The following is a 19,195-nucleotide window of genomic DNA, read 5'->3' on the forward strand; positions in this document are numbered from 1 at the left end:
TACATATCTCATTTTAGCTTTGTTACTGAGTCTTTCAGTAGCTTATTTTCAGTACTTTTTTAAAGAAAAAAATAAGGCTAAAATTAATGTTGTATTATTTGTTTTAAGAACATTGAGTCTTTTTTTGTTACTTTCACTGCTGATAAACCCAATAATAAAAAAAACAGAACTAGAAAACACAAAGCCTGTTTTGTCTGTTTTAGTAGATGCCTCTAAATCTATTTCGTTTTTTAAGGAAACGAAGAACATAGCAACATTTTTATCTGAAATTAAAAAGGATAAAAGTATTAATGAGAAATTTGATATTAATGCCTTTACCTTCGGAAGTAAAATAAAGCCTTTAGATTCACTTTTTTTTATAGAGAAAGAAACTAATATATCTAAAGCAATAACGGCTGTAAATGATTTATATGAAGATAAAATTGCAGCTATAATCTTATTATCAGACGGAAACCAAACGATTGGAAATGATTATGAGTTTATCAATTCTAAGCAAAAAATATATCCAATTGTTTTTGGTGATACTATTCAGTATAAAGATTTAAAAATAAGTCAGTTAAATGTAAATAAATACAGCTATATAAAAAATAAATTTCCGGTAGAAGTATTCTTGAATTATGAAGGTAAGGAAAGTGTATCTTCTCTTTTTTCAATCTTTAAAGGAGGTAAAACTGTTTTTACTAAAAAAATAACGTTTTCAGCAAATAATAATGTTCAAACAATTTCAACTAATTTAACATCAAGCAAAGAAGGACTTCAGTATTATACAGCGTCCATAAAAAAAATAGAAGGAGAGAAAAATATAAAAAATAACAGTGAAAATTTCTCTGTAGAAGTAATTGATGAACAAACAAAAGTGTTAATTTTAACGTCTGTTTTACATCCGGATTTAGGCGTATTAAAAAAATCGATAGAAACTAATAAACAACGTTCTGTAGCTGTTTTTTTAATTGATAATTTTAAAAATCAAATAAATGATTATCAGTTAATTATATTATATCAGCCAAATAATAACTTTAATACTGTTTTTAGTGAAATTAAAATAAATAAAAGCAATTATTTTTTAATTTCTGGAGCAAATTTAGATTGGAATTTCATTAACAAACAACAATTAGGATTTACTAAAAATATTCTGAATCAAACAGAAAATTATGGAGCATCATTTAGTGATTCTTTTTTAACTTTTTCACAAAAAGATATTGGTTTCAATCAGTTGCCACCGCTTAAAGATCAATTTGGGGAGGTTGTGATTTCTAAAGAACATCAAACATTATTGTTTCAAAACATAAACGGATTAGAAACCAAACAGCCTTTATTGATAACTTTAGAAGATAATAATCAGAAATCTAGTGTTTTGTTTGGAGAGGGGTTATGGAAATGGAGAGCGGCTAGTTTTTTAAACTCAAATTCCTTTCAAGATTTTGATGCTTTTATTGGGAATTTAGTTCAGTATTTAGCATCAAATAAGAAACGAAATCGCTTAGAGGTAAATGCAGAAAGTTTGTATCCTGCCAATTCGGTTATTAAAATATCCGCATTTTATACAGACAAAAATTATCTGTTTGATGCTAGAGCTACATTAGAGATAATTGTTACTAATATGGCAACAAAAGAGGTTGTAAGAAATCCATTTTCATTAATAAATAACGCTTATCAAACGGAAATTGAAAACCTCATTGCAGGAGATTATAATTATAAAGTTTCTGTAAACGGACAAAATATACATGCCTACGGTAAGTTTAAAATTACAGATTACCAAATAGAAGAACAGTTTACCAATGCAAACGCTAAAAAACTTCAAAAATTGGCAAATAATACAGCAGGAAGGCTTTATTTTAAAGATGAAATAAACAAATTAAAGAAGGCACTTTTAGCTGATAAATCTTATTATACAACACAAAAATCAATAATTAAAGAAGAAAATTTAATAGATTGGAAATGGGTTTTATTTATTGTTATAAGTTTGTTATCTATAGAATGGTTTATTAGAAAATATTACGGGAAAATTTAAAAATAAAAATAGAATTAAATATGAGATTTCACACAAGAAAATGGGTAAAACCAGAGGATTTAAACCCAAACGGAACTTTGTTTGGAGGTAGATTATTACAATTTATTGATGAAGAAGTAGCTATTTATGCAATTATTCAATTAGAACACACAAAAACGGTTACAAAATATATGTCTGAAATAGATTTTGTAAGCTCTGCAAGACAAGGAGATATTATAGAAATAGGTATTGATGTTTTAAAGTTTGGAAACTCTTCTCTTACTTTAACGTGCAGTGTTAGAAATAAATTAACAAGAAAAACCATTATTGAGGTAGAGAAAATTGTTATGGTTTGTTTAGATGAAAATGGGAACCCTAAAAAGCATGGAAAAACGGAGATTGAATACGTAAGAGATCGATTAGTAGATTAGATTTAAGATTCATTTTTTATCTTAACAAATGTTAATTGTTAACCATCTTTAAGCGAATATATAGTTTATATATATTGTGTTTCACAAAGTTAAATTGTAAATTTGTAGTTAATCAAAATTTATAAGTATGGCGAATAATCAAGTAGATCTAAAGTTTCCTAAGGGAGGTGTTTTTTTTATCATTTTAGCGGTAGTATTAATCATTTTATTTTCTAAATCTACAGTAACTATTGGGCCTGGAGAAGGAGGTGTTGTTTTTGAAGCTTTAGGAGATGGTATTAATACAGATAAAACCTACGGAGAGGGGTTTCAGATTGTTGCACCTTGGAATCGTATGATTGTAAGAAAGGTTCGTCAGCAGTCTATATCTACTGAAATGAATGTACTTTCTGTAAATGGATTAGAGGTTAAGGTAAACGGTACAATTTGGTATGAGCCTGAATTCTCTAATTTAGGAATGTTGATAAAAACAAAAGGAGAAGAATATGAACGTGAGTTGCTAGATCCAGCAATTAATGCGGCAGCAAGAAGTGTTGTTGGGCGTTACACTCCAGAGCAATTATATTCTAGTAAAAGAGATGTAATTGAACAAGAAATTTTAGATGAAATTAAAATAGTTTTAAAAGAGCAATTTTTACTTGTAAAAAGAGTTTTGGTAGAAGATGTAAAATTACCAACTACTATTAGAACTGCAATTGAAACGAAGTTAAAGCAAGAGCAAGAATCTTTAGAATATGAATTTAGATTAGCAAAAGCGAAGAAAGAAGCAGAGAGACAAAAAATTGATGCAGAAGGTAAAGCAGTTGCAAATAAAATTTTAAGTGCATCTTTAACTGATAAAATTTTACAAGAAAAAGGAATCGGTGCTACTTTAGAGTTGGCTAAATCACCAAACAGTAAAGTGATTGTTATTGGTTCTGGTAAAGATGGTTTACCTATTATTTTAGGAAATCAGTAAAAAGATAATTTCCGCTAACGCGGGATGTAAAATTAATAAGAGAAATTTTTTCTCAATGAAAATCCAGCGAAATCTGGATTTTTTTTGTGCCTATTTTTAGAAATTTATAGTTCTGGTAAGGTAGTTTTAGGTTATATCTAAAGTATCTTTTGCTATCTTATAAACGCAGGTAATTGTGTAAAGCTATTGTTTATTTTACAATGGTTATTGGTTTTACCTAGCTCTATGTTTTTTTAGTTCTGGCTATAATCAAAAATAAGTTAATACGTATTGTAAAATTCATTTGAAATTACAGAGAAGAGTTATAAAGGCTATAAAAGAAATTTAAAAGGTGTTTTTAAAGAGGTTAAAAAAGTTTGATATAAAGTAAGACTGTCATTGTATTATAGTTTGTTTTTAGTAGTTGATTAGAGTTGGAAGCAATATTGTTTTTGGCTCTTTCTAGCTTTAGCAACTTGTGTTTAATTAATAGTATCTAGCACAAAATTTAACTTCTAAGCTTTGTGTTTTCTAATTATCTTGCAAGTTATTTTTAAGAAAGGTAGGGATTTAAGAAAATATGTTTCAATAAATTAATTGAAGAATAGAAGTTTAGAAAAGATTTTATAAATAAAAAACCTTGAGGGTTTAGCCTCAAGGTTATAATAATATTATTGTTTTTAGGTATAAGAAATTAATTCTTTACGGGAATTTTATCACGTTCAATTTTACCATTTTTAATTGCTTTGTAGTTTTCATAACAATCCAATACAGCTTCAATCATCTGTAAATCAGAAGCTTTTTTAATAAAATATTCAGAGTAGTTACAATCCGTAAGTAGTTCTGTAAGTTCTTGCCTGTCCATTTGCAAATACTCCATCATTACTTCTCTATCAAACTTACCAGCCAGCATTTTACGTAAGTCATCCTCTTTTTTAAGTTTCTGTAATTTTTTTAATTGTTTCGGTTTGCTTCCAAAGAGATTGTATAAATAATCTACAGGTTGAAATAATGCTGCAATTGGTGATGAGAAGTCTTTTCCTTTAGGTTTACCAACTTCGTAGGTTTGTGGAAGACCATTAATTTTAATTCTTGTAAATCGATCTTTAGGTACTAGTTTTACATCAATTTCTAAAACCCCTATTAATTGGGTAGATTTTATAACAACTTCTCTAATTTCTTCTGGTTTTTCATATAAAGCAATTAGCAACTCGTTACCTTTTAATAAATCGTTTGTAATTTTTAATTTTATCGATTCATACCCTAAGTAAGAAACTAAAATAGTGTCATTAGCTTTTGTAGGAATTTCAAAAAAACCTCTATCATCTGTAATTGTACCTACTACGGTATTAAGATTTAGTATGTGAGATGCGCTTAAAGCTTTTTTAGTTTCGGCATGAATAATTTGACCTTTTAAGGTTTTAATACGAAGGGTATCGTTCTGAGAGAATGTGCTTAAGGAAGCTAATAAGCACAAAAAATATAGTAGTCTTTGCATATTGCAATAATAGGAATAATTGCTTTTAGAAAGGTTAAATTTTTGCAAAACCCTGCTGTTTTTTTACTGTTGATTCAATATAAAAGTGATTTGTTACTAATTAATACATAAAATAAGCAAATTAAGAAGAAAATGCAATAACTTATAGATTTGTGTTTTGGTAAATAATTGATAGACTGCGAAAGGAGATTATAGACAATGAAAAGAATAAATTTTAAGACACTATAATCGATTCGTATCTATTTTCTTTGTTAGTTTGTATTTTTAAATAGTAGGTATAAGTAATGGTTAGGTTGACTGTTAATCAAAAAAATAAGCTCTTTATTTAAAAAGAGCTTATTTTTTATTTATTATATGTTTATTTCTATTTATCTATAACGTCTTTTTAAATTCCAAAGAGTTGAATTTGTGTTACTTAAATTTTGTGTTGGTCCTACAACTTTACTTTTTACTTTTTGATTACTTGTTTTCATAATTGCTTTATTTGCGGGTGCAAAATTACAAAGGTTATAATCTTATAAAAACATTAGAATTAATGAATATGTATGGTATGTTAACTTTAAGTTAAATAATTGAAAGTTTTAGGGTAATCTACTGTTTTTTAGTGAAATAAATTGCTGTTTTACTTTTTTCAATTGCTTTAGAGATTCATTAATTCTGTGTATAATTTCTGTACAGGTAAACCTACAACGTTAAAATAACTACCTTCTAAATTGTCTATAGCTATAAAACCAATCCATTCTTGTATGCCATACGCACCAGCTTTGTCATAAGGTTTGTAGTTTTTAATGTAATAATTTATTTCGTTGTCAGACAGCTCTTTAAAAGAAACTACAGTAATGTCGTTTATAATTTTTTGAAAACGTTTACTCTTTATACTTATAGAGGTAATTACTTGGTGTTTTTTACCAGATAATGCTCTTAACATAGCAAATGCATCTGCTTCATCTTTTGGTTTCCCTAATGCTATACCTTCTAACCAAACAATAGTGTCTGAAGTAATTAATATGTCTTTTTCTGATAAATTTAAAAAAGCTTTCGATTTTAAATCGGCTAAAAAATCTGTAATGGCTGTTGCTTTTAATTCAGGCGGATAAATCTCTTCAACTTCTTTTAATTGAATTGTAAAATCGATATCTAAATCTTTAAAGAACTGTTGTCTTCTTGGAGATTTAGAAGCTAATATTACGTTGTATTCTTTTAATTTTTCTCTTAACATATATTTTTGTTGTTCATCCTGCGAAAGCAGAAATCAATTTTTATTTTAGTCTAAATAAAACCATAGATAAAATTCCGAAAAGCATAATAACTTTCATTAAATTACTAAGTAAGCTAAAATCTTTTTTACTTTGAGAACTCCATAATTTATACATAAAATAGAGTAATGGTAGTAAAATAAATAGAATTCCGTAGGTTAAAAGTACATACTCCTTTATTAAAGATTGTAAAATAATTAAAAGAAAAACCAATAAAACGGCGCAAAAGAAAAAAGCGACTTTAGAAGCTCTTTTTCTTCCAAATAAAATAGGTAATGTTTTTGCTTTTATTTTTAAATCACCATTAATATCTTCTATGTCTTTAATTATTTCTCTAATAAGATTGGTTAGTACAGAAAAAACAATATAAGTAATTGTTATTAATAGTAAACGAATACTCGTTGCCATGTTACTTATTACTTCTAATAAATTACTGTTATGTGCTTTTGGTTCGTTAAAAATTACAGTGATAAGCACTACTAAACCTAAGAGAAGCGACACTATTAAATTACCAATAATAAGTGTTTTTTTTAAGTATTTAGAATATAGAAATAGTACTAAAATGGTTCCTATAAAAAAGAAACTGTACAAACTATTTTCAATAGTAAAAGACAAATATGTGCCCAAGAATAAACCTAAAATAGTACTAGAATAGTAAAGAATCCAAGCCTTCTTTTTAGAAATAGATTTTTCTAGAATTACTTTTAAAGGCTTGTTTATTTTGTCTGCCTCAATATCAAAAATATCATTTATAATATATCCACCAGCAGTGATGCTTAAAATACTTAAAGCGAGTAGTGTAAATTGATAATATGTTAAAGTAATGCCTAAATAAGTAGTATGTATTAAGGTGTAATTTTTAAAACTAAGATTGCTGAAAAAAATAGAATCTATTACCGCATATTTGGTTAAAACCATTGTTAATAAAACCATTAAAAGGTTTTTGTAACGAATAAGTCTTAAAAAATCCATTAACCGTTAAAGCTCTTTTTAATACGTGCTAAATCACGTTTGTTATCTCTGTCTTTTATAACTTCTCGTTTGTCGTGCGTTTGTTTTCCTTTTGCCAATGCAATTTCTAGTTTGGCAAAACCTTTGTCATTAATAAACAAACGTAAAGGCACAATCGTATTTCCTTTTGCTTCAACGTCTTTTCTTAAAGAACGTAATTCTCGTTTGTGCATTAATAATCTACGCTCACTTTTTGGTTTATGGTTAAAGTGGTGGCCGAACATGTATTCTTGAATATACATATTAACAATAAACAATTCTCCGCCATCATTAAATTCACAAAAACTTTCTGTAATTCTAGCCTGACTTAAACGAATAGATTTTATTTCCGTTCCGGTTAACTGAATTCCAGCCACGTATTTGTCTAGAATTTCAAATTCGAAACGCGCTTTTTTATTCTTTATGTTTATCTTTTTCTGAACAGCCATAGACTGGTTTTAATTTTATAATTTTAACAAAGATACATTTTTACTTTGGTCAAAGAAATGTAATTTTGAAATCTATTATCCACCTAATAAAACAACAACCCATGAAACATTTACCAATCCTTTTTTTAGCGTTCTTAATTTCTTGTAAACCTTCTGAAAACAAGTTGACTGCACAACAAGTTATTGATAAAGCCATTATTTCATCTGGTGCAGATAAAGTGGCTAATTCTGAAATTAAATTTATATTTAGAGACAAAGAATATATTGCAAATAGAAGTAATAATGGAAATTTTGAACTCACAAGAAAACAAAAAGATGAAAAATTAGGACTTATTACTGATGTTTTAAGTAATGACAAGTTTAAAAGATTGGTGAATGGAGTTCCCTACCAAGTAAACGATTCAATTGCAAATATTTTATCTAATTCTGTAAATTCTGTGCATTATTTTTCTGTATTACCATTCGGATTAAATGACAAAGCTGTTGTAAAAAAATTATTGCCATCGATTATTTTAAAAGATAAAGAATATTATAAAGTACAAGTTACTTTTTCTGAAGATGGAGGAGGAGAAGATTTTGATGATGTTTTTATTTATTGGATTGGAAAACAAGATTTTTTAGTTGATTATTTAGCATATTCTTACCATACCAACGACGGAGGAAAACGTTTTAGAGCTATCAACAAAGAAATCTTAAAAAACGGAATTCGTTTTGTAAATTATGATAATTATAAGCCTTTAAACAAAGAAATTTCTTTAACAGATATTGATAAAGCTTTTGAGAAAAATGAGCTTAAAAAATTGTCAGAAATCAATTTAGAAAATATCGAAGTACAGCTTTTAAAATAATCTTGATAAAAACGTTTTATCTATTTTTTTTGAAGCTGTTTTCTACTTGGAGTTTATCTTGAGAGCAGTCGAAAGGCACTCGCTTTTTTATTCAGAAAATAATAAAAAAGAGTTCAAATAATTGCTGCAATGAGGGCTACCTGTGTTTGTTAACTAATTGTATTTAATCAATAATTTTACTATTTAAAAAAGGAAATGCTAATTGGTGAATTTTCTATATATAACATTGATTATCTAAAAATAAGTAAAAAAATTAAAAGAAATATTATTAATAGTTCTGTTAGTTGTAGTAAGATTTTCTGTGTTAATTTTATCAATTCCGTTTGTAATATTTAAATATTTTCAAAGGAAAAAGTTTCAATATAAATATATGAAATTTCTAAATGAAAATGAAGGGAAGAATTTTTTCTGCTATAATAATAGAAAAAAATCAAAAGATTATATAGAAAAAAGTATCCTTCTAAGCCTAAATAAAGATGTTGAAATCGTATATTTAAAAGGTAGGAATATCGAATCGAAATACAACAAAGAGTTTATTTCTGAAGCTTTATATGGATTAAAGCAGTACAGTAAATTTCCTCATTTAATGAAAATTAGAAACAGATAATTAATTGATAAATCAATAAATAATCCGTTTTTTGGAATTCTTAAAATGAACAAACCTTAAACTGAATTGTTAAGTGAAATCAATAATTTTTTTCAAACTTAAAAAATTACTCAACTTTTTCTATAACACTCGTTTTTTTATCACCAGTAATAGTAACAATATATAAACTAGCATTGTTGTTATCATCCATAAATTGATACTTTTCTTCCTCTAAAATTTTATTAGCAAAAATGGGTGTAGTATTACTATGACCAACTATTAAAACAGTTTTTCCTTTTGTAGCTTGTTTAAAAATAGAATCGTACATTTTGCTAGGGTTGTACGTTTGTATTTCTAAATTTTTACTTTCAGCTGTTGGTTTGGCAGTTTGTATGGTTCTGTTGTAGTTTGTAGAGTAAATAGCATCAAACGGAACATTTTTAAAACGATTTGCCCATTTTTTAGCTCTTTCTTGTCCGTTTTTATTCAAATTAGGATTTCTATTAGTATTGTCTATTCTAACTTTTTCTGCATGACGAATTAAATAATAGGTAGTTGTTTCATCTTTAGAACAGGCTGTTATTAAACTAAAAGTAAGTATAATAAGGAATAAAATTTTTTTCATAAGAGTATGTTTAAAGTACGAATATACTTAAAAAAGAAAAGCGATGTTTTTTCAAACACCGCTATATTTTTAACGCCATTGCGAGACACGAAGCAATCTGTAGTTTATATTCACAGATTGCTTCGTCGTTTCTCCTCGCAATGACAGTATTTTTATCAATTTTCTACCAAATCAGACTGATTTCTAAAAACCAATTTGTCATCAAAAGCATCAATTAAAATAATACTATCTGTTGTGATTTTTCCTGATAAAATTTCTTTAGAAAGCTGATTTAAAACCTCTTTCTGAATGACTCTTTTTACAGGTCTTGCTCCAAATTCTGGCTGATAACCTTTTTCGGCCAAATACGTAAGAGCTTCATCAGTTGCGTCTAACGTAATTTCTTGTTTACCAATCATTTTCTTTAATTGGGCTATTTGTAATTTTACAATTTCAAATATATTTTCCTTGTTTAAAGGGGTAAACATAATTACATCATCAATTCTGTTTAAAAATTCTGGTCTTACAGATTGTTTTAACAGTGCTAAAACTTCAATTTTAGCTAACTCAGTTGCAGCGTCTAAATCTGCTTTTGGGTTGCTGAATTTCTCCTGAATTATATGACTTCCTATGTTAGAGGTCATGATAATAATCGTGTTTTTAAAATCAGCTACACGTCCTTTATTGTCTGTTAATCTTCCTTCATCTAAAACTTGTAATAAAATATTAAAAGTATCTGGATGTGCTTTTTCAATTTCATCTAAAAGCACCACAGAATAAGGTCTTCTTCTAACCGCTTCTGTTAATTGACCACCTTCATCATACCCAACATATCCCGGAGGCGCTCCAACCAATCTACTCACAGAGTGTTTTTCTTGATATTCACTCATATCAATACGTGTCATAGCGTTTTCATCATCAAAAAGATATTCTGCCAATGCTTTTGCCAACTCTGTTTTACCAACTCCGGTGGTTCCTAAAAATAAGAAACTACCAATAGGTTTATTTGGGTTTTGCAAACCAGCTCTAGAACGTCTTACGGCATCTGCCACAGCAACAATTGCTTCTTCTTGTCCAACCACTCTTTTATGTAATTGACCTTCTAACCTTAGCAATTTTTCACGTTCAGACTGTATCATTTTGGTAACCGGAACTCCAGTCCATTTAGCAACCACTTCTGCAATATCATCATAGGTTACTTCCTCTTTTATTAAAGATTTTTCAGACTGATTTTCTGATAAAACCTTTTGGAAACCTTCTAAATCTTCTTGGGCTTTTTGCATTTTCCCGTATCTAATTTCGGCAACTTTACCGTAATTTCCATCACGTTCTGCTTTTTCTGCCTCCATTTTTAAATCTTCTATGGCAGCTTTTGCATTTTGAATATTATCAACGACATCTTTTTCAGATTTCCACTTTGCATTCATCTCATTACGTTCTTCTTTTAGATTTGCTAAATCAGAACGTAAAGATTTTAACTTGGTCTCGTCTTTTTCACGTTTAATGGCTTCAATTTCAATTTCTAACTGCATCACCTTTCTGTCTAAAACATCTAGCTCTTCTGGTTTAGAATTTATTTCCATACGCAGTTTAGCCATGGCTTCATCCATTAAATCAATCGCCTTATCTGGTAAAAAACGGTTGGTAATATAACGTTGAGATAATTCTACAGCACCAATAATCGCTTCATCTTTAATACGTACTTTATGGTGAGTTTCATATTTATCTTTTATTCCTCTTAAAATAGAAATAGCACTTTCTGTATCCGGTTCATTTACCTGTACTTTCTGGAAACGTCTTTCTAAAGCTTTATCCTTTTCAAAGTATTTTTGATATTCGTCTAACGTAGTTGCACCAATTGCGCGCAATTCTCCACGAGCCAAAGCAGGCTTTAAAATGTTTGCTGCATCCATAGCACCTTGTCCGCCACCAGCACCAACTAAGGTGTGAATTTCATCAATAAATAATACGATATCTCCATCGGCACTTGTTACTTCTTTAATTACAGATTTTAAACGCTCTTCAAACTCACCTTTATATTTTGCACCTGCAATTAATGCGCCCATATCTAAAGAGAAAATAAGTTTTCCTTTTAGGTTTTCTGGTACATCTCCATCTACAATTCTGTGTGCTAAGCCTTCTGCAATAGCCGTTTTACCAGTTCCTGGTTCACCAACCAAAATTGGATTATTTTTAGTTCTACGAGATAAAATCTGTAATAATCTACGAATTTCTTCATCTCTACCAATTACAGGATCTAATTTACCGTCTTGGGCTAATTTATTTAAGTTTTTAGCAAATTTATTTAAAGAATTATAAGTTTCTTCTTGACTTTGAGATGTTACTCTTTCTCCTTTTCTTAACTCGTCTATGGCAGCTTGTAAGTGCTTTTCTGTAACACCTTGGTCTTTTAAAACCTGAGCAATATTACTTTTAGATTTAAAAATAGCTAGAATTAAATGTTCGATAGAAACATAATCATCTTTCATTTTTTTAGCAATAACAGCAGCTTCTGTTAAGGTTTTACTAGCTTCTCTAGAAATCATTAATTCTGCACCAGAAACTTTAGGTAAACTCTCTAATTGTTTGTCTAAAATTTGTTCTACAATATTTATATTGATGTTCAACTTTTTCAAAAGAAATGGCAAAACATTTTCATCAACTTGTGTTAAAGCTTTAAAAATATGCTCATTTTCTATTTGATTATGACCAAAACCTTGCGCAATCTGTTGCGCCATTTGTATGGTCTCTTGCGATTTTGTTGTATAATTGTTAAAGTTCATATTTTGTTTTTTTTATTTTTCTTTTGATAAGTAATAAGCAATTTTAATACCATATAGATAATGTATGTAAGATAAGTCAATTTGTCTTGTAAAACCTTGTTTTTGCTGACTTTTTGACATTTGAAAGTTTCTTATATTTACATCGACAAACCAATAAAAATAGATAATGAGTATATTTAATAAGATTTTTGGAGCAAAGGCAGATGATACCTCAAAAGTAGAAAAAGTGTCATACTTAAATTGGATTCCTTTAACTTCTATGGAAGAATTAGAGAAAATTAAAGAAATTTCTAAAACAGAAGCTGTTTTAATTTTTAAACATTCTACAAGATGTGGTATTAGCAGTATGGTAATTAAGCAATTTGAAAAGCTTTTTACAGAAGAACATAAAAATTTAAAAGTCTATTATTTAGATTTATTAAATTACAGAAATATTTCTGATGAAGTAGGGTACACCTTTCAAGTAATGCACCAATCACCGCAATTAATAGTGGTTAAAAATGGTATTTCTATAGAGAGTGCAGCTCATTATGATATCACAAATACAAATTTATCGAGATTTATATAGTATAAACTTGCATAAACCCTTATTTAAGTCTTATTTTTGTAGCCTAAATTTATATTCCTTTGGCAGAGATAGACACTTCAGTAAAGAAAGTAGGTAAAGAATTATACGGTTATCAACAAGATGCACTTCAAGAAATTTTTAGAAGGTTTAAAGATGCGCCTAAAGATTACCATTTATTATATCAATTACCTACAGGAGGAGGGAAGACTGTAATTTTTTCTGAAATTGTAAGACGTTATTTAGAAACTTTTAAAAAGAAAGTTTTAGTATTAACGCACAGAATTGAGTTGAGTAAGCAAACATCTAAGATGTTAAAAGAATTTGGTGTTGCTAACAAAATTATTAATTCTACTGCAGTTTTAGACGATCAAGAAGATTTTAGTTGTTTTGTTGCCATGGTGGAGACCTTAAAAAATAGGTTAAATGATGACAAACTAGATATTTCTGATATCGGTTTGGTAATTGTGGATGAGGCGCATTATAATTCTTTTACAAAAATCTTTAAATTTTTTGATGAATCTTTTATACTTGGTGTAACAGCAACTCCTTTGAGTTCTAACATTAAGTTGCCAATGTATGAGAATTATCAAGAGTTATTTGTTGGAGAAACAATTCAGCATTTAATTGATCATGAATACTTAGCAAGCGCAAATTTATATTCTTATAATGTTGGTTTAACTTCATTAGAAGTAGGAGCAAATGGAGATTATACGGTAAAGTCTTCTGAAGATTTATATACCAATTCAGACATGCTTTCTAAATTAGTTTCAGCATACGAAGAAACTGCAAAAGGAAAGAAAACCTTAATTTTTAACAACGGTATTAACACTTCTATACAAGTGTTTCATGCGTTTAAAAAAGCAGGATATCCAATTGCGCATTTAGACAATACAAATACAAGAGCAGAGCGAGAGCTTATCTTAAAATGGTTTAAGAAAACACCAGGAGCAATTATTTCTTCTGTAAGTATTTTAACAACAGGTTTTGATGAGCCAACCATTGAAGCAATTATATTAAATAGAGCAACAAAATCGTTGACTTTATACTACCAAATGATTGGTCGTGGTTCTAGGGTTTTAAACAATAAAAGTACTTTTGATGTTATCGATTTAGGTAACAACTTTCATAGATTTGGTCCTTGGGGAGCAGATTTAGATTGGGAGAAAATGTTTAGAGCACCAGACTACTATTTAAATGCAATTCTTTCTGATGAAGATATAGAAAGCACTTTTAGATATGAGTTAACTGCAGATGTTAAAAAAGAGTTTGAAAAATCTACCGATACTTATTTCGACATGAAAAAAGTATATATAGATACTATTAGACAAGGAGAATCTTCTAAAAGGGTTTTAGAAAAGTCTATAGTGCATCATGCAAAAATGTGTATTGAAAACAGTGAAGATGTTTTTGATGCTTTAATTTTAGCAAAATTATTAGGTGAAGAAATTGATGATAGAATTAATAGATATGCAAAGTGTATCTCTAAAAGTACACACAATTTTGTAACGTGGTTAAAAGACGATTATAGAAAGAAATTAAACGCTTATTTAAGAACTAATTTTGATGAAGATTTTGAAGAAATTCATGGTCACCCACCAATTGAAGAATAAAAAACAAATTTTAAAATTTGATATATTGAAGTTGTTCCAAGATCTCAAATGAAGTAATTATAAAATCTGACGAAATTCAGATTGACAAAAAAACTCTGAATTTTCAGAGTTTTTTTGTTTTAATATATTTCCCTTAATTTGCTAAAAAAAAGCTTCTTTTTGAAATTTTTAGATTCTTATTTTGGTGAAATCTCTTAGCTTATTCTGAATAAGAGTTTGTAACCTCTTTATTTACTATTATTTACAAGTAAAATTAATAACCAAAAAAAATATCATTTTTTTTTTGATTTTGTTATTTGTATTCAAAAAAAATATACATTTGCTTAACTTATTTAAGTAAAATGTTTAGTTTTTCTTATTTCGGAAATAACGCTCAATCGGAGTATGATAGTTATTTAGCATTTTGGAAATGCAACGAAAAAATTAAGGTATCTCCATTTTCAATTCTTCCAGAATTGCAGCTTTTTTCAAAGCTGCATGTTGTTTACTTGCAAATATTACAGTGATAACATCCTTTTTATTAGGGTTATAATTTCTATTCTAAAACATGCTGTTTTAGTTCAGACAGGCTTATCATACAATTAATTTAAAAAATAAAGTGAACACAAAATACATAGATTTAATCGAGCAAACATTCGATTTTCCTCAAGAAGAATTCAAAACAGAAAATAATAAATTGTTTTGGCACGGAATTAATTTAATGGAATTAATAGAACAATATGGTTCTCCATTAAAATTTACTTATTTGCCAAAAATTTCAGAAAACATCAACAAAGCAAAAGGATGGTTTCAAAATAGTATTGAAAAACATAACTATAAAGGAAAATACTTCTATAGCTACTGTACAAAAAGCTCTCATTTTAAACATGTTTTACATGAAGCTTTAAAAAATGATATTCATATAGAAACATCTTCTGCTTTTGATATCGATATTGTAAATAACCTTAAAAAAGAAGGAAAAATAAAAGACAACACGTTTGTTATTTGTAACGGATTTAAACGTGACCAATACATAAAAAATATTGGTGGTTTAATTAACTCTGGTCATAAGAACGTAATTCCTATTATTGATAATTACGAAGAAATTAATCTATTATTAGATGAAACTGATAAACAGATAAATGTTGGTATTAGAATAGCATCGGAAGAAGAGCCAAAATTTGAGTTTTATACTTCTAGATTAGGTATTGGTTATAAAAATATTGTTGCTTTTTACGAACGTGAAATCGCTACAAATACGCAAGTAGATTTAAAGATGCTACATTTTTTTATCAATACAGGTATTAAAGACAATGCGTATTACTGGAACGAATTGATGAAATGTTTAAATGTGTACATCAACCTTAAAAAAATATGCCCTACGTTAGATTGTTTAAATATTGGTGGTGGTTTTCCTATTAAAAACTCATTGGCTTTTGATTATGATTATGAGTATATGATTGATGAAATTATCAATCAAATAAATGAAGTTTGTAAAGATGCAGGAGTAGATGTGCCACATATTTTTACTGAATTCGGAAGCTTTACAGTAGGAGAATCAGGAGCAGCTATTTATGAGATATTGTATCAGAAAAAACAAAATGATAGAGAACGATGGAACATGATAAACTCTTCATTTATAACAACTTTACCTGATGCTTGGGCAATAAATAAGCGATTTATTATGTTGCCAATTAATAAATGGAATAGACAATATGAACGTGTTTTATTAGGTGGTTTAACTTGTGATAGTGATGATTACTACAACTCTGAACAACATATAAACGGAATTTATTTACCTGTTTATGAGAAAGATAACCCATTGTATATTGGTTTTTTTAATACTGGAGCTTATCAAGAATCTATTGGAGGTTTTGGAGGTTTACAGCATTGCTTAATTCCGCATCCAAAACATTTAATTTTAGATAGAGATGAAGACGGAAATTTAACTTCTAGAGTATTTAAAGAACAGCAAAAAAGTAGCGAATTATTATCAATTTTAGGATATTAAAAAGAAAAAAATGAACAAAAATAAAACATATGCAGGAATTTCTGAAGAATTTGGAAACCTGTCAACATCAAAGATCGTAATTATTCCTGTTCCTTATGATGGAACAAGTACTTGGCAAAAAGGAGCAGATAAAGGGCCACAAGCTTTTTTAGAAGCGTCTGAAAACATGGAGTTGTATGACATAGAAACAGATTCTGAAGTGTATAAAGAAGGTGTTTATTTAGCAGATGCAATTACAGAGAATTCTTCTCCAGAAGCAATGGTAGAAGAAGTGCACCAGATCACAAAAAAATACATCAACAGAAATAAATTTGTAACTGCTTTTGGTGGAGAGCATTCAGTTTCTATAGGAACCATTAGAGCATTTAATGAGTGTTTTAATAGTTTAACAGTTTTGCATATAGATGCGCATGCAGATTTAAGAAAAGAATATGATGGTTCTAAGTGCAACCACGCTTGTGCGGTTTATGAAGCAAACCAAAATACTAATTTGGTACAAGTAGGAATTAGAAGTATGGATATTTCTGAAAAAAGAAATATGAATTTAGACAAAGTTTTCTTTGCGCATGATATGGCGGTAAATGAAGATTGGGTAGAAGATGTAATAGATCAATTAACAGAGAACGTTTTTATTACGTTTGATTTAGATGCGTTAGATCCTTCGATCATGCCATCTACTGGAACTCCAGAACCTGGTGGATTGTTCTATTATGAAACGTTAGAATTCTTAAAACAAGTTTTCGCGCAAAAGAATGTAGTAGGTTTTGATATGGTAGAATTATGTCCGAATGAAAATGAGAAGTCATCAGATTTTTTAGCGGCAAAATTATTCTACAAGATGTTAAGCTATAAGTTTGCTTCTAATGATGATAATTATGATAAAGGAGATGAGAATGCTAAAGCAAATCCGTTTAGCAAATTATCGAAGTTTAAAGATGATGAAAACGAAGATTTTTAGTCTTATAAAATGATTAAAAATATAGAAAATATTGAGCTTCACTATTTAACTCTAACTGATTATAAGCAGTTTAAAGAAGCAATGATTCAGGCATATTCTAGCATGCCAGGATCTTATTGGAGTGAAACTCAAATTAAATCTTTAATAGATAAATTTCCTGAAGGACAGGTTGTAATAAAGATAAATGGAGATTTGGCAGGTTGTGCGCTTTCTCTTAGATTAGATTATGATAGTTTTGATGATCAGCACACGTATGAAGATATAACCGGAAATTATACTTTTGACACGCATGATGAAGATGGAGATGTTTTATACGGAATAGATGTTTTTATAAAAAAGGAATACAGAGGATTGCGTTTAGGTAGAAGACTGTATGATTATAGAAAAGAACTTGCGGAAAAACTAAACTTAAGAGGAATTGCTTTTGGAGGAAGAATTCCGAATTATCATAAATACGCCGCAACTTTATCACCTAAAGAATACATCGCGAAAGTAAAACGTAAAGAAATTCATGATCCGGTTTTAAACTTTCAAATTTCGAATGATTTTCATCCTTCAAAAATTTTAAAAGGATATTTAGAAGGCGATGTAAATTCTGGCGAGTTTGCAGTTTTGTTAGAATGGGACAATATTTATTACGAGAAAAAGTCTAAGAAAGCAGCTACAAAGAAAAAGGTGGTGCGTTTAGGATTGATTCAATGGCAAATGCGTTTGTATAAAGATTTGGAAGAATTAATGCAACAAGCAGAATATTTTGTAGATGCAGTTGCAGCTTACAGATCGGATTTTGCTTTATTTCCAGAGTTTTTTAATGCACCTTTAATGGCGGATAATAACCATTTACCAGAGTCGGAAGCGATTAGAGAATTGGCGAAGTATACACCAAAAATTGTTCAGAAATTTTCTGAATTAGCAATTTCATACAACATCAATATAATTACCGGTAGTATGCCAGAAATTAAGGATGGGTTGTTGTATAATGTTGGTTATATCTGTAAAAGAGACGGTTCTAAAGAGCGTTATGAAAAACTACACGTTACACCAGATGAAGCAAAAGTTTGGGGAATGCAAGGTGGTAGTGAATTAAGAACTTTTGATACCGATTGTGGTAAAATTGGGGTTTTAATTTGTTATGATTCTGAGTTTCCAGAATTAAGTAGAATTTTAGCAGAAGAAGGTATGGATATTTTGTTTGTCCCGTTTTTAACGGATACTCAAAACGGATATTCTAGAGTACGTCATTGTGCACAAGCTAGAGCTATAGAAAATGAATGTTATGTAGCCATTGCAGGTAGTGTTGGTAATTTGCCGAAAGTAAATAACATGGATATTCAGTATGCGCAATCCATGGTATTTACTCCTTGTGATTTCTCTTTTCCTGCAAATGGAATAAAAGCAGAAGCAACCACAAATACAGAAATGATTTTAATTGCTGATGTAGATTTAGATTTGCTAAAAGATTTAAACCAGTTTGGTAGCGTACGTAATTTAAAAGATAGAAGAACAGATATATTTGAAGTTAGAAAACTTCCAAAAAAATAATTAAAATAAAGTATTACGAGAAGTTGATGTTTAATTATCAATTATATTGATAAGCATCTCGATACAAAATTTCTGAAAAAGAAATTTCACTCGATGTGACAATGATAAAACTGCATGAATAATAGGTGCTGTCAGTTCGAGTGATTCTGCTTTTT

At 28.8% G+C, this 19,195-nt stretch carries 16 protein-coding genes; 10 read left to right on the forward strand and 6 right to left on the reverse strand.

Going from position 1 to position 19,195, the window contains the following annotated elements:
- Positions 1 to 124: 124 nt before the first annotated feature.
- The 3 genes from GQS58_RS08300 (at position 125) to GQS58_RS08310 (ending at position 3,379) form a co-directional block, all read left to right on the forward strand.
- Positions 125 to 2,011, forward strand: coding sequence for a VWA domain-containing protein (locus GQS58_RS08300; RefSeq protein WP_240914582.1), 1,887 nt, complete (start codon positions 125 to 127; stop codon positions 2,009 to 2,011).
- Positions 2,012 to 2,031: 20 nt separating this feature from the next.
- A complete protein-coding gene (locus GQS58_RS08305) occupies positions 2,032 to 2,421 on the forward strand; it encodes an acyl-CoA thioesterase (protein ID WP_166384761.1) in 390 nt (129 codons plus the stop codon).
- A 127-nt stretch (positions 2,422 to 2,548) separates the two neighbouring features.
- Complete coding sequence (locus GQS58_RS08310) at positions 2,549 to 3,379, forward strand: prohibitin family protein (RefSeq protein ID WP_166384763.1); 831 nt, start codon at positions 2,549 to 2,551, stop codon at positions 3,377 to 3,379.
- 673 nt (positions 3,380 to 4,052) lie between these two features.
- On the opposite strand, the gene GQS58_RS08315 is transcribed toward GQS58_RS08310, so the two are convergent.
- From GQS58_RS08315 to smpB, 4 genes are all read right to left on the reverse strand, one after another.
- A complete protein-coding gene (locus GQS58_RS08315) occupies positions 4,053 to 4,856 on the reverse strand; it encodes a carboxypeptidase-like regulatory domain-containing protein (protein ID WP_166384765.1) in 804 nt (267 codons plus the stop codon).
- A gap of 640 nt (positions 4,857 to 5,496) precedes the next feature.
- A complete protein-coding gene (locus GQS58_RS08320) occupies positions 5,497 to 6,075 on the reverse strand; it encodes a Maf family nucleotide pyrophosphatase (protein WP_166384767.1) in 579 nt (192 codons plus the stop codon).
- Between the two features lie 40 nt (positions 6,076 to 6,115).
- Complete coding sequence (locus GQS58_RS08325) at positions 6,116 to 7,045, reverse strand: geranylgeranylglycerol-phosphate geranylgeranyltransferase (protein ID WP_166384769.1); 930 nt, start codon at positions 7,043 to 7,045, stop codon at positions 6,116 to 6,118.
- A gap of 38 nt (positions 7,046 to 7,083) precedes the next feature.
- Complete coding sequence (smpB, locus tag GQS58_RS08330; RefSeq protein WP_165733248.1) at positions 7,084 to 7,551, reverse strand: SsrA-binding protein SmpB; 468 nt, start codon at positions 7,549 to 7,551, stop codon at positions 7,084 to 7,086.
- Between the two features lie 101 nt (positions 7,552 to 7,652).
- On the opposite strand from smpB, the gene GQS58_RS08335 reads away from it, so the two are divergent.
- Both GQS58_RS08335 and GQS58_RS08340 read left to right on the forward strand, forming a co-directional pair.
- The gene (locus tag GQS58_RS08335) at positions 7,653 to 8,399 is read left to right on the forward strand and encodes a DUF6503 family protein (protein WP_166384771.1); all 747 of its coding nucleotides are present in this window, start codon (positions 7,653 to 7,655) and stop codon (positions 8,397 to 8,399) included.
- Between the two features lie 370 nt (positions 8,400 to 8,769).
- Complete coding sequence (locus tag GQS58_RS08340; RefSeq protein WP_166384773.1) at positions 8,770 to 9,006, forward strand: hypothetical protein; 237 nt, start codon at positions 8,770 to 8,772, stop codon at positions 9,004 to 9,006.
- A gap of 106 nt (positions 9,007 to 9,112) precedes the next feature.
- Here GQS58_RS08340 and GQS58_RS08345 read toward each other — a convergent pair whose 3' ends face one another.
- Both GQS58_RS08345 and clpB read right to left on the reverse strand, forming a co-directional pair.
- A complete protein-coding gene (locus tag GQS58_RS08345) occupies positions 9,113 to 9,610 on the reverse strand; it encodes a phosphoglycerate mutase family protein (RefSeq protein WP_166384775.1) in 498 nt (165 codons plus the stop codon).
- Positions 9,611 to 9,765: 155 nt separating this feature from the next.
- Positions 9,766 to 12,372: an ATP-dependent chaperone ClpB gene (gene clpB, locus GQS58_RS08350; RefSeq protein WP_166384777.1), complete on the reverse strand. Its 2,607-nt coding sequence runs from the start codon at positions 12,370 to 12,372 to the stop codon at positions 9,766 to 9,768.
- Positions 12,373 to 12,538: 166 nt separating this feature from the next.
- On the opposite strand from clpB, the gene ytxJ reads away from it, so the two are divergent.
- The 5 genes from ytxJ to GQS58_RS08375 all read left to right on the forward strand — a co-directional run bounded on the left by ytxJ (position 12,539) and on the right by GQS58_RS08375 (position 19,040).
- A complete protein-coding gene (gene ytxJ, locus GQS58_RS08355) occupies positions 12,539 to 12,940 on the forward strand; it encodes a bacillithiol system redox-active protein YtxJ (protein WP_166384779.1) in 402 nt (133 codons plus the stop codon).
- A gap of 59 nt (positions 12,941 to 12,999) precedes the next feature.
- Complete coding sequence (locus GQS58_RS08360) at positions 13,000 to 14,550, forward strand: DEAD/DEAH box helicase (protein WP_166384781.1); 1,551 nt, start codon at positions 13,000 to 13,002, stop codon at positions 14,548 to 14,550.
- A gap of 598 nt (positions 14,551 to 15,148) precedes the next feature.
- Entirely contained in the window at positions 15,149 to 16,540 is a 1,392-nt protein-coding gene (locus tag GQS58_RS08365) for an arginine decarboxylase (protein WP_166384783.1), read from the forward strand.
- Positions 16,541 to 16,550: 10 nt separating this feature from the next.
- The gene (gene speB / locus GQS58_RS08370; RefSeq protein WP_166384785.1) at positions 16,551 to 17,498 is read left to right on the forward strand and encodes an agmatinase; all 948 of its coding nucleotides are present in this window, start codon (positions 16,551 to 16,553) and stop codon (positions 17,496 to 17,498) included.
- A 9-nt stretch (positions 17,499 to 17,507) separates the two neighbouring features.
- Positions 17,508 to 19,040 carry a bifunctional GNAT family N-acetyltransferase/carbon-nitrogen hydrolase family protein gene (locus GQS58_RS08375; RefSeq protein WP_166384787.1) on the forward strand — a complete coding sequence of 511 codons (1,533 nt, stop codon included), beginning with the start codon at positions 17,508 to 17,510 and terminating at the stop codon, positions 19,038 to 19,040.
- Positions 19,041 to 19,195: the final 155 nt, after the last annotated feature.

The sequence above is a fragment of the Polaribacter sp. 11A2H genome (assembly GCF_011379025.1).
Taxonomy (GTDB): domain Bacteria; phylum Bacteroidota; class Bacteroidia; order Flavobacteriales; family Flavobacteriaceae; genus Polaribacter.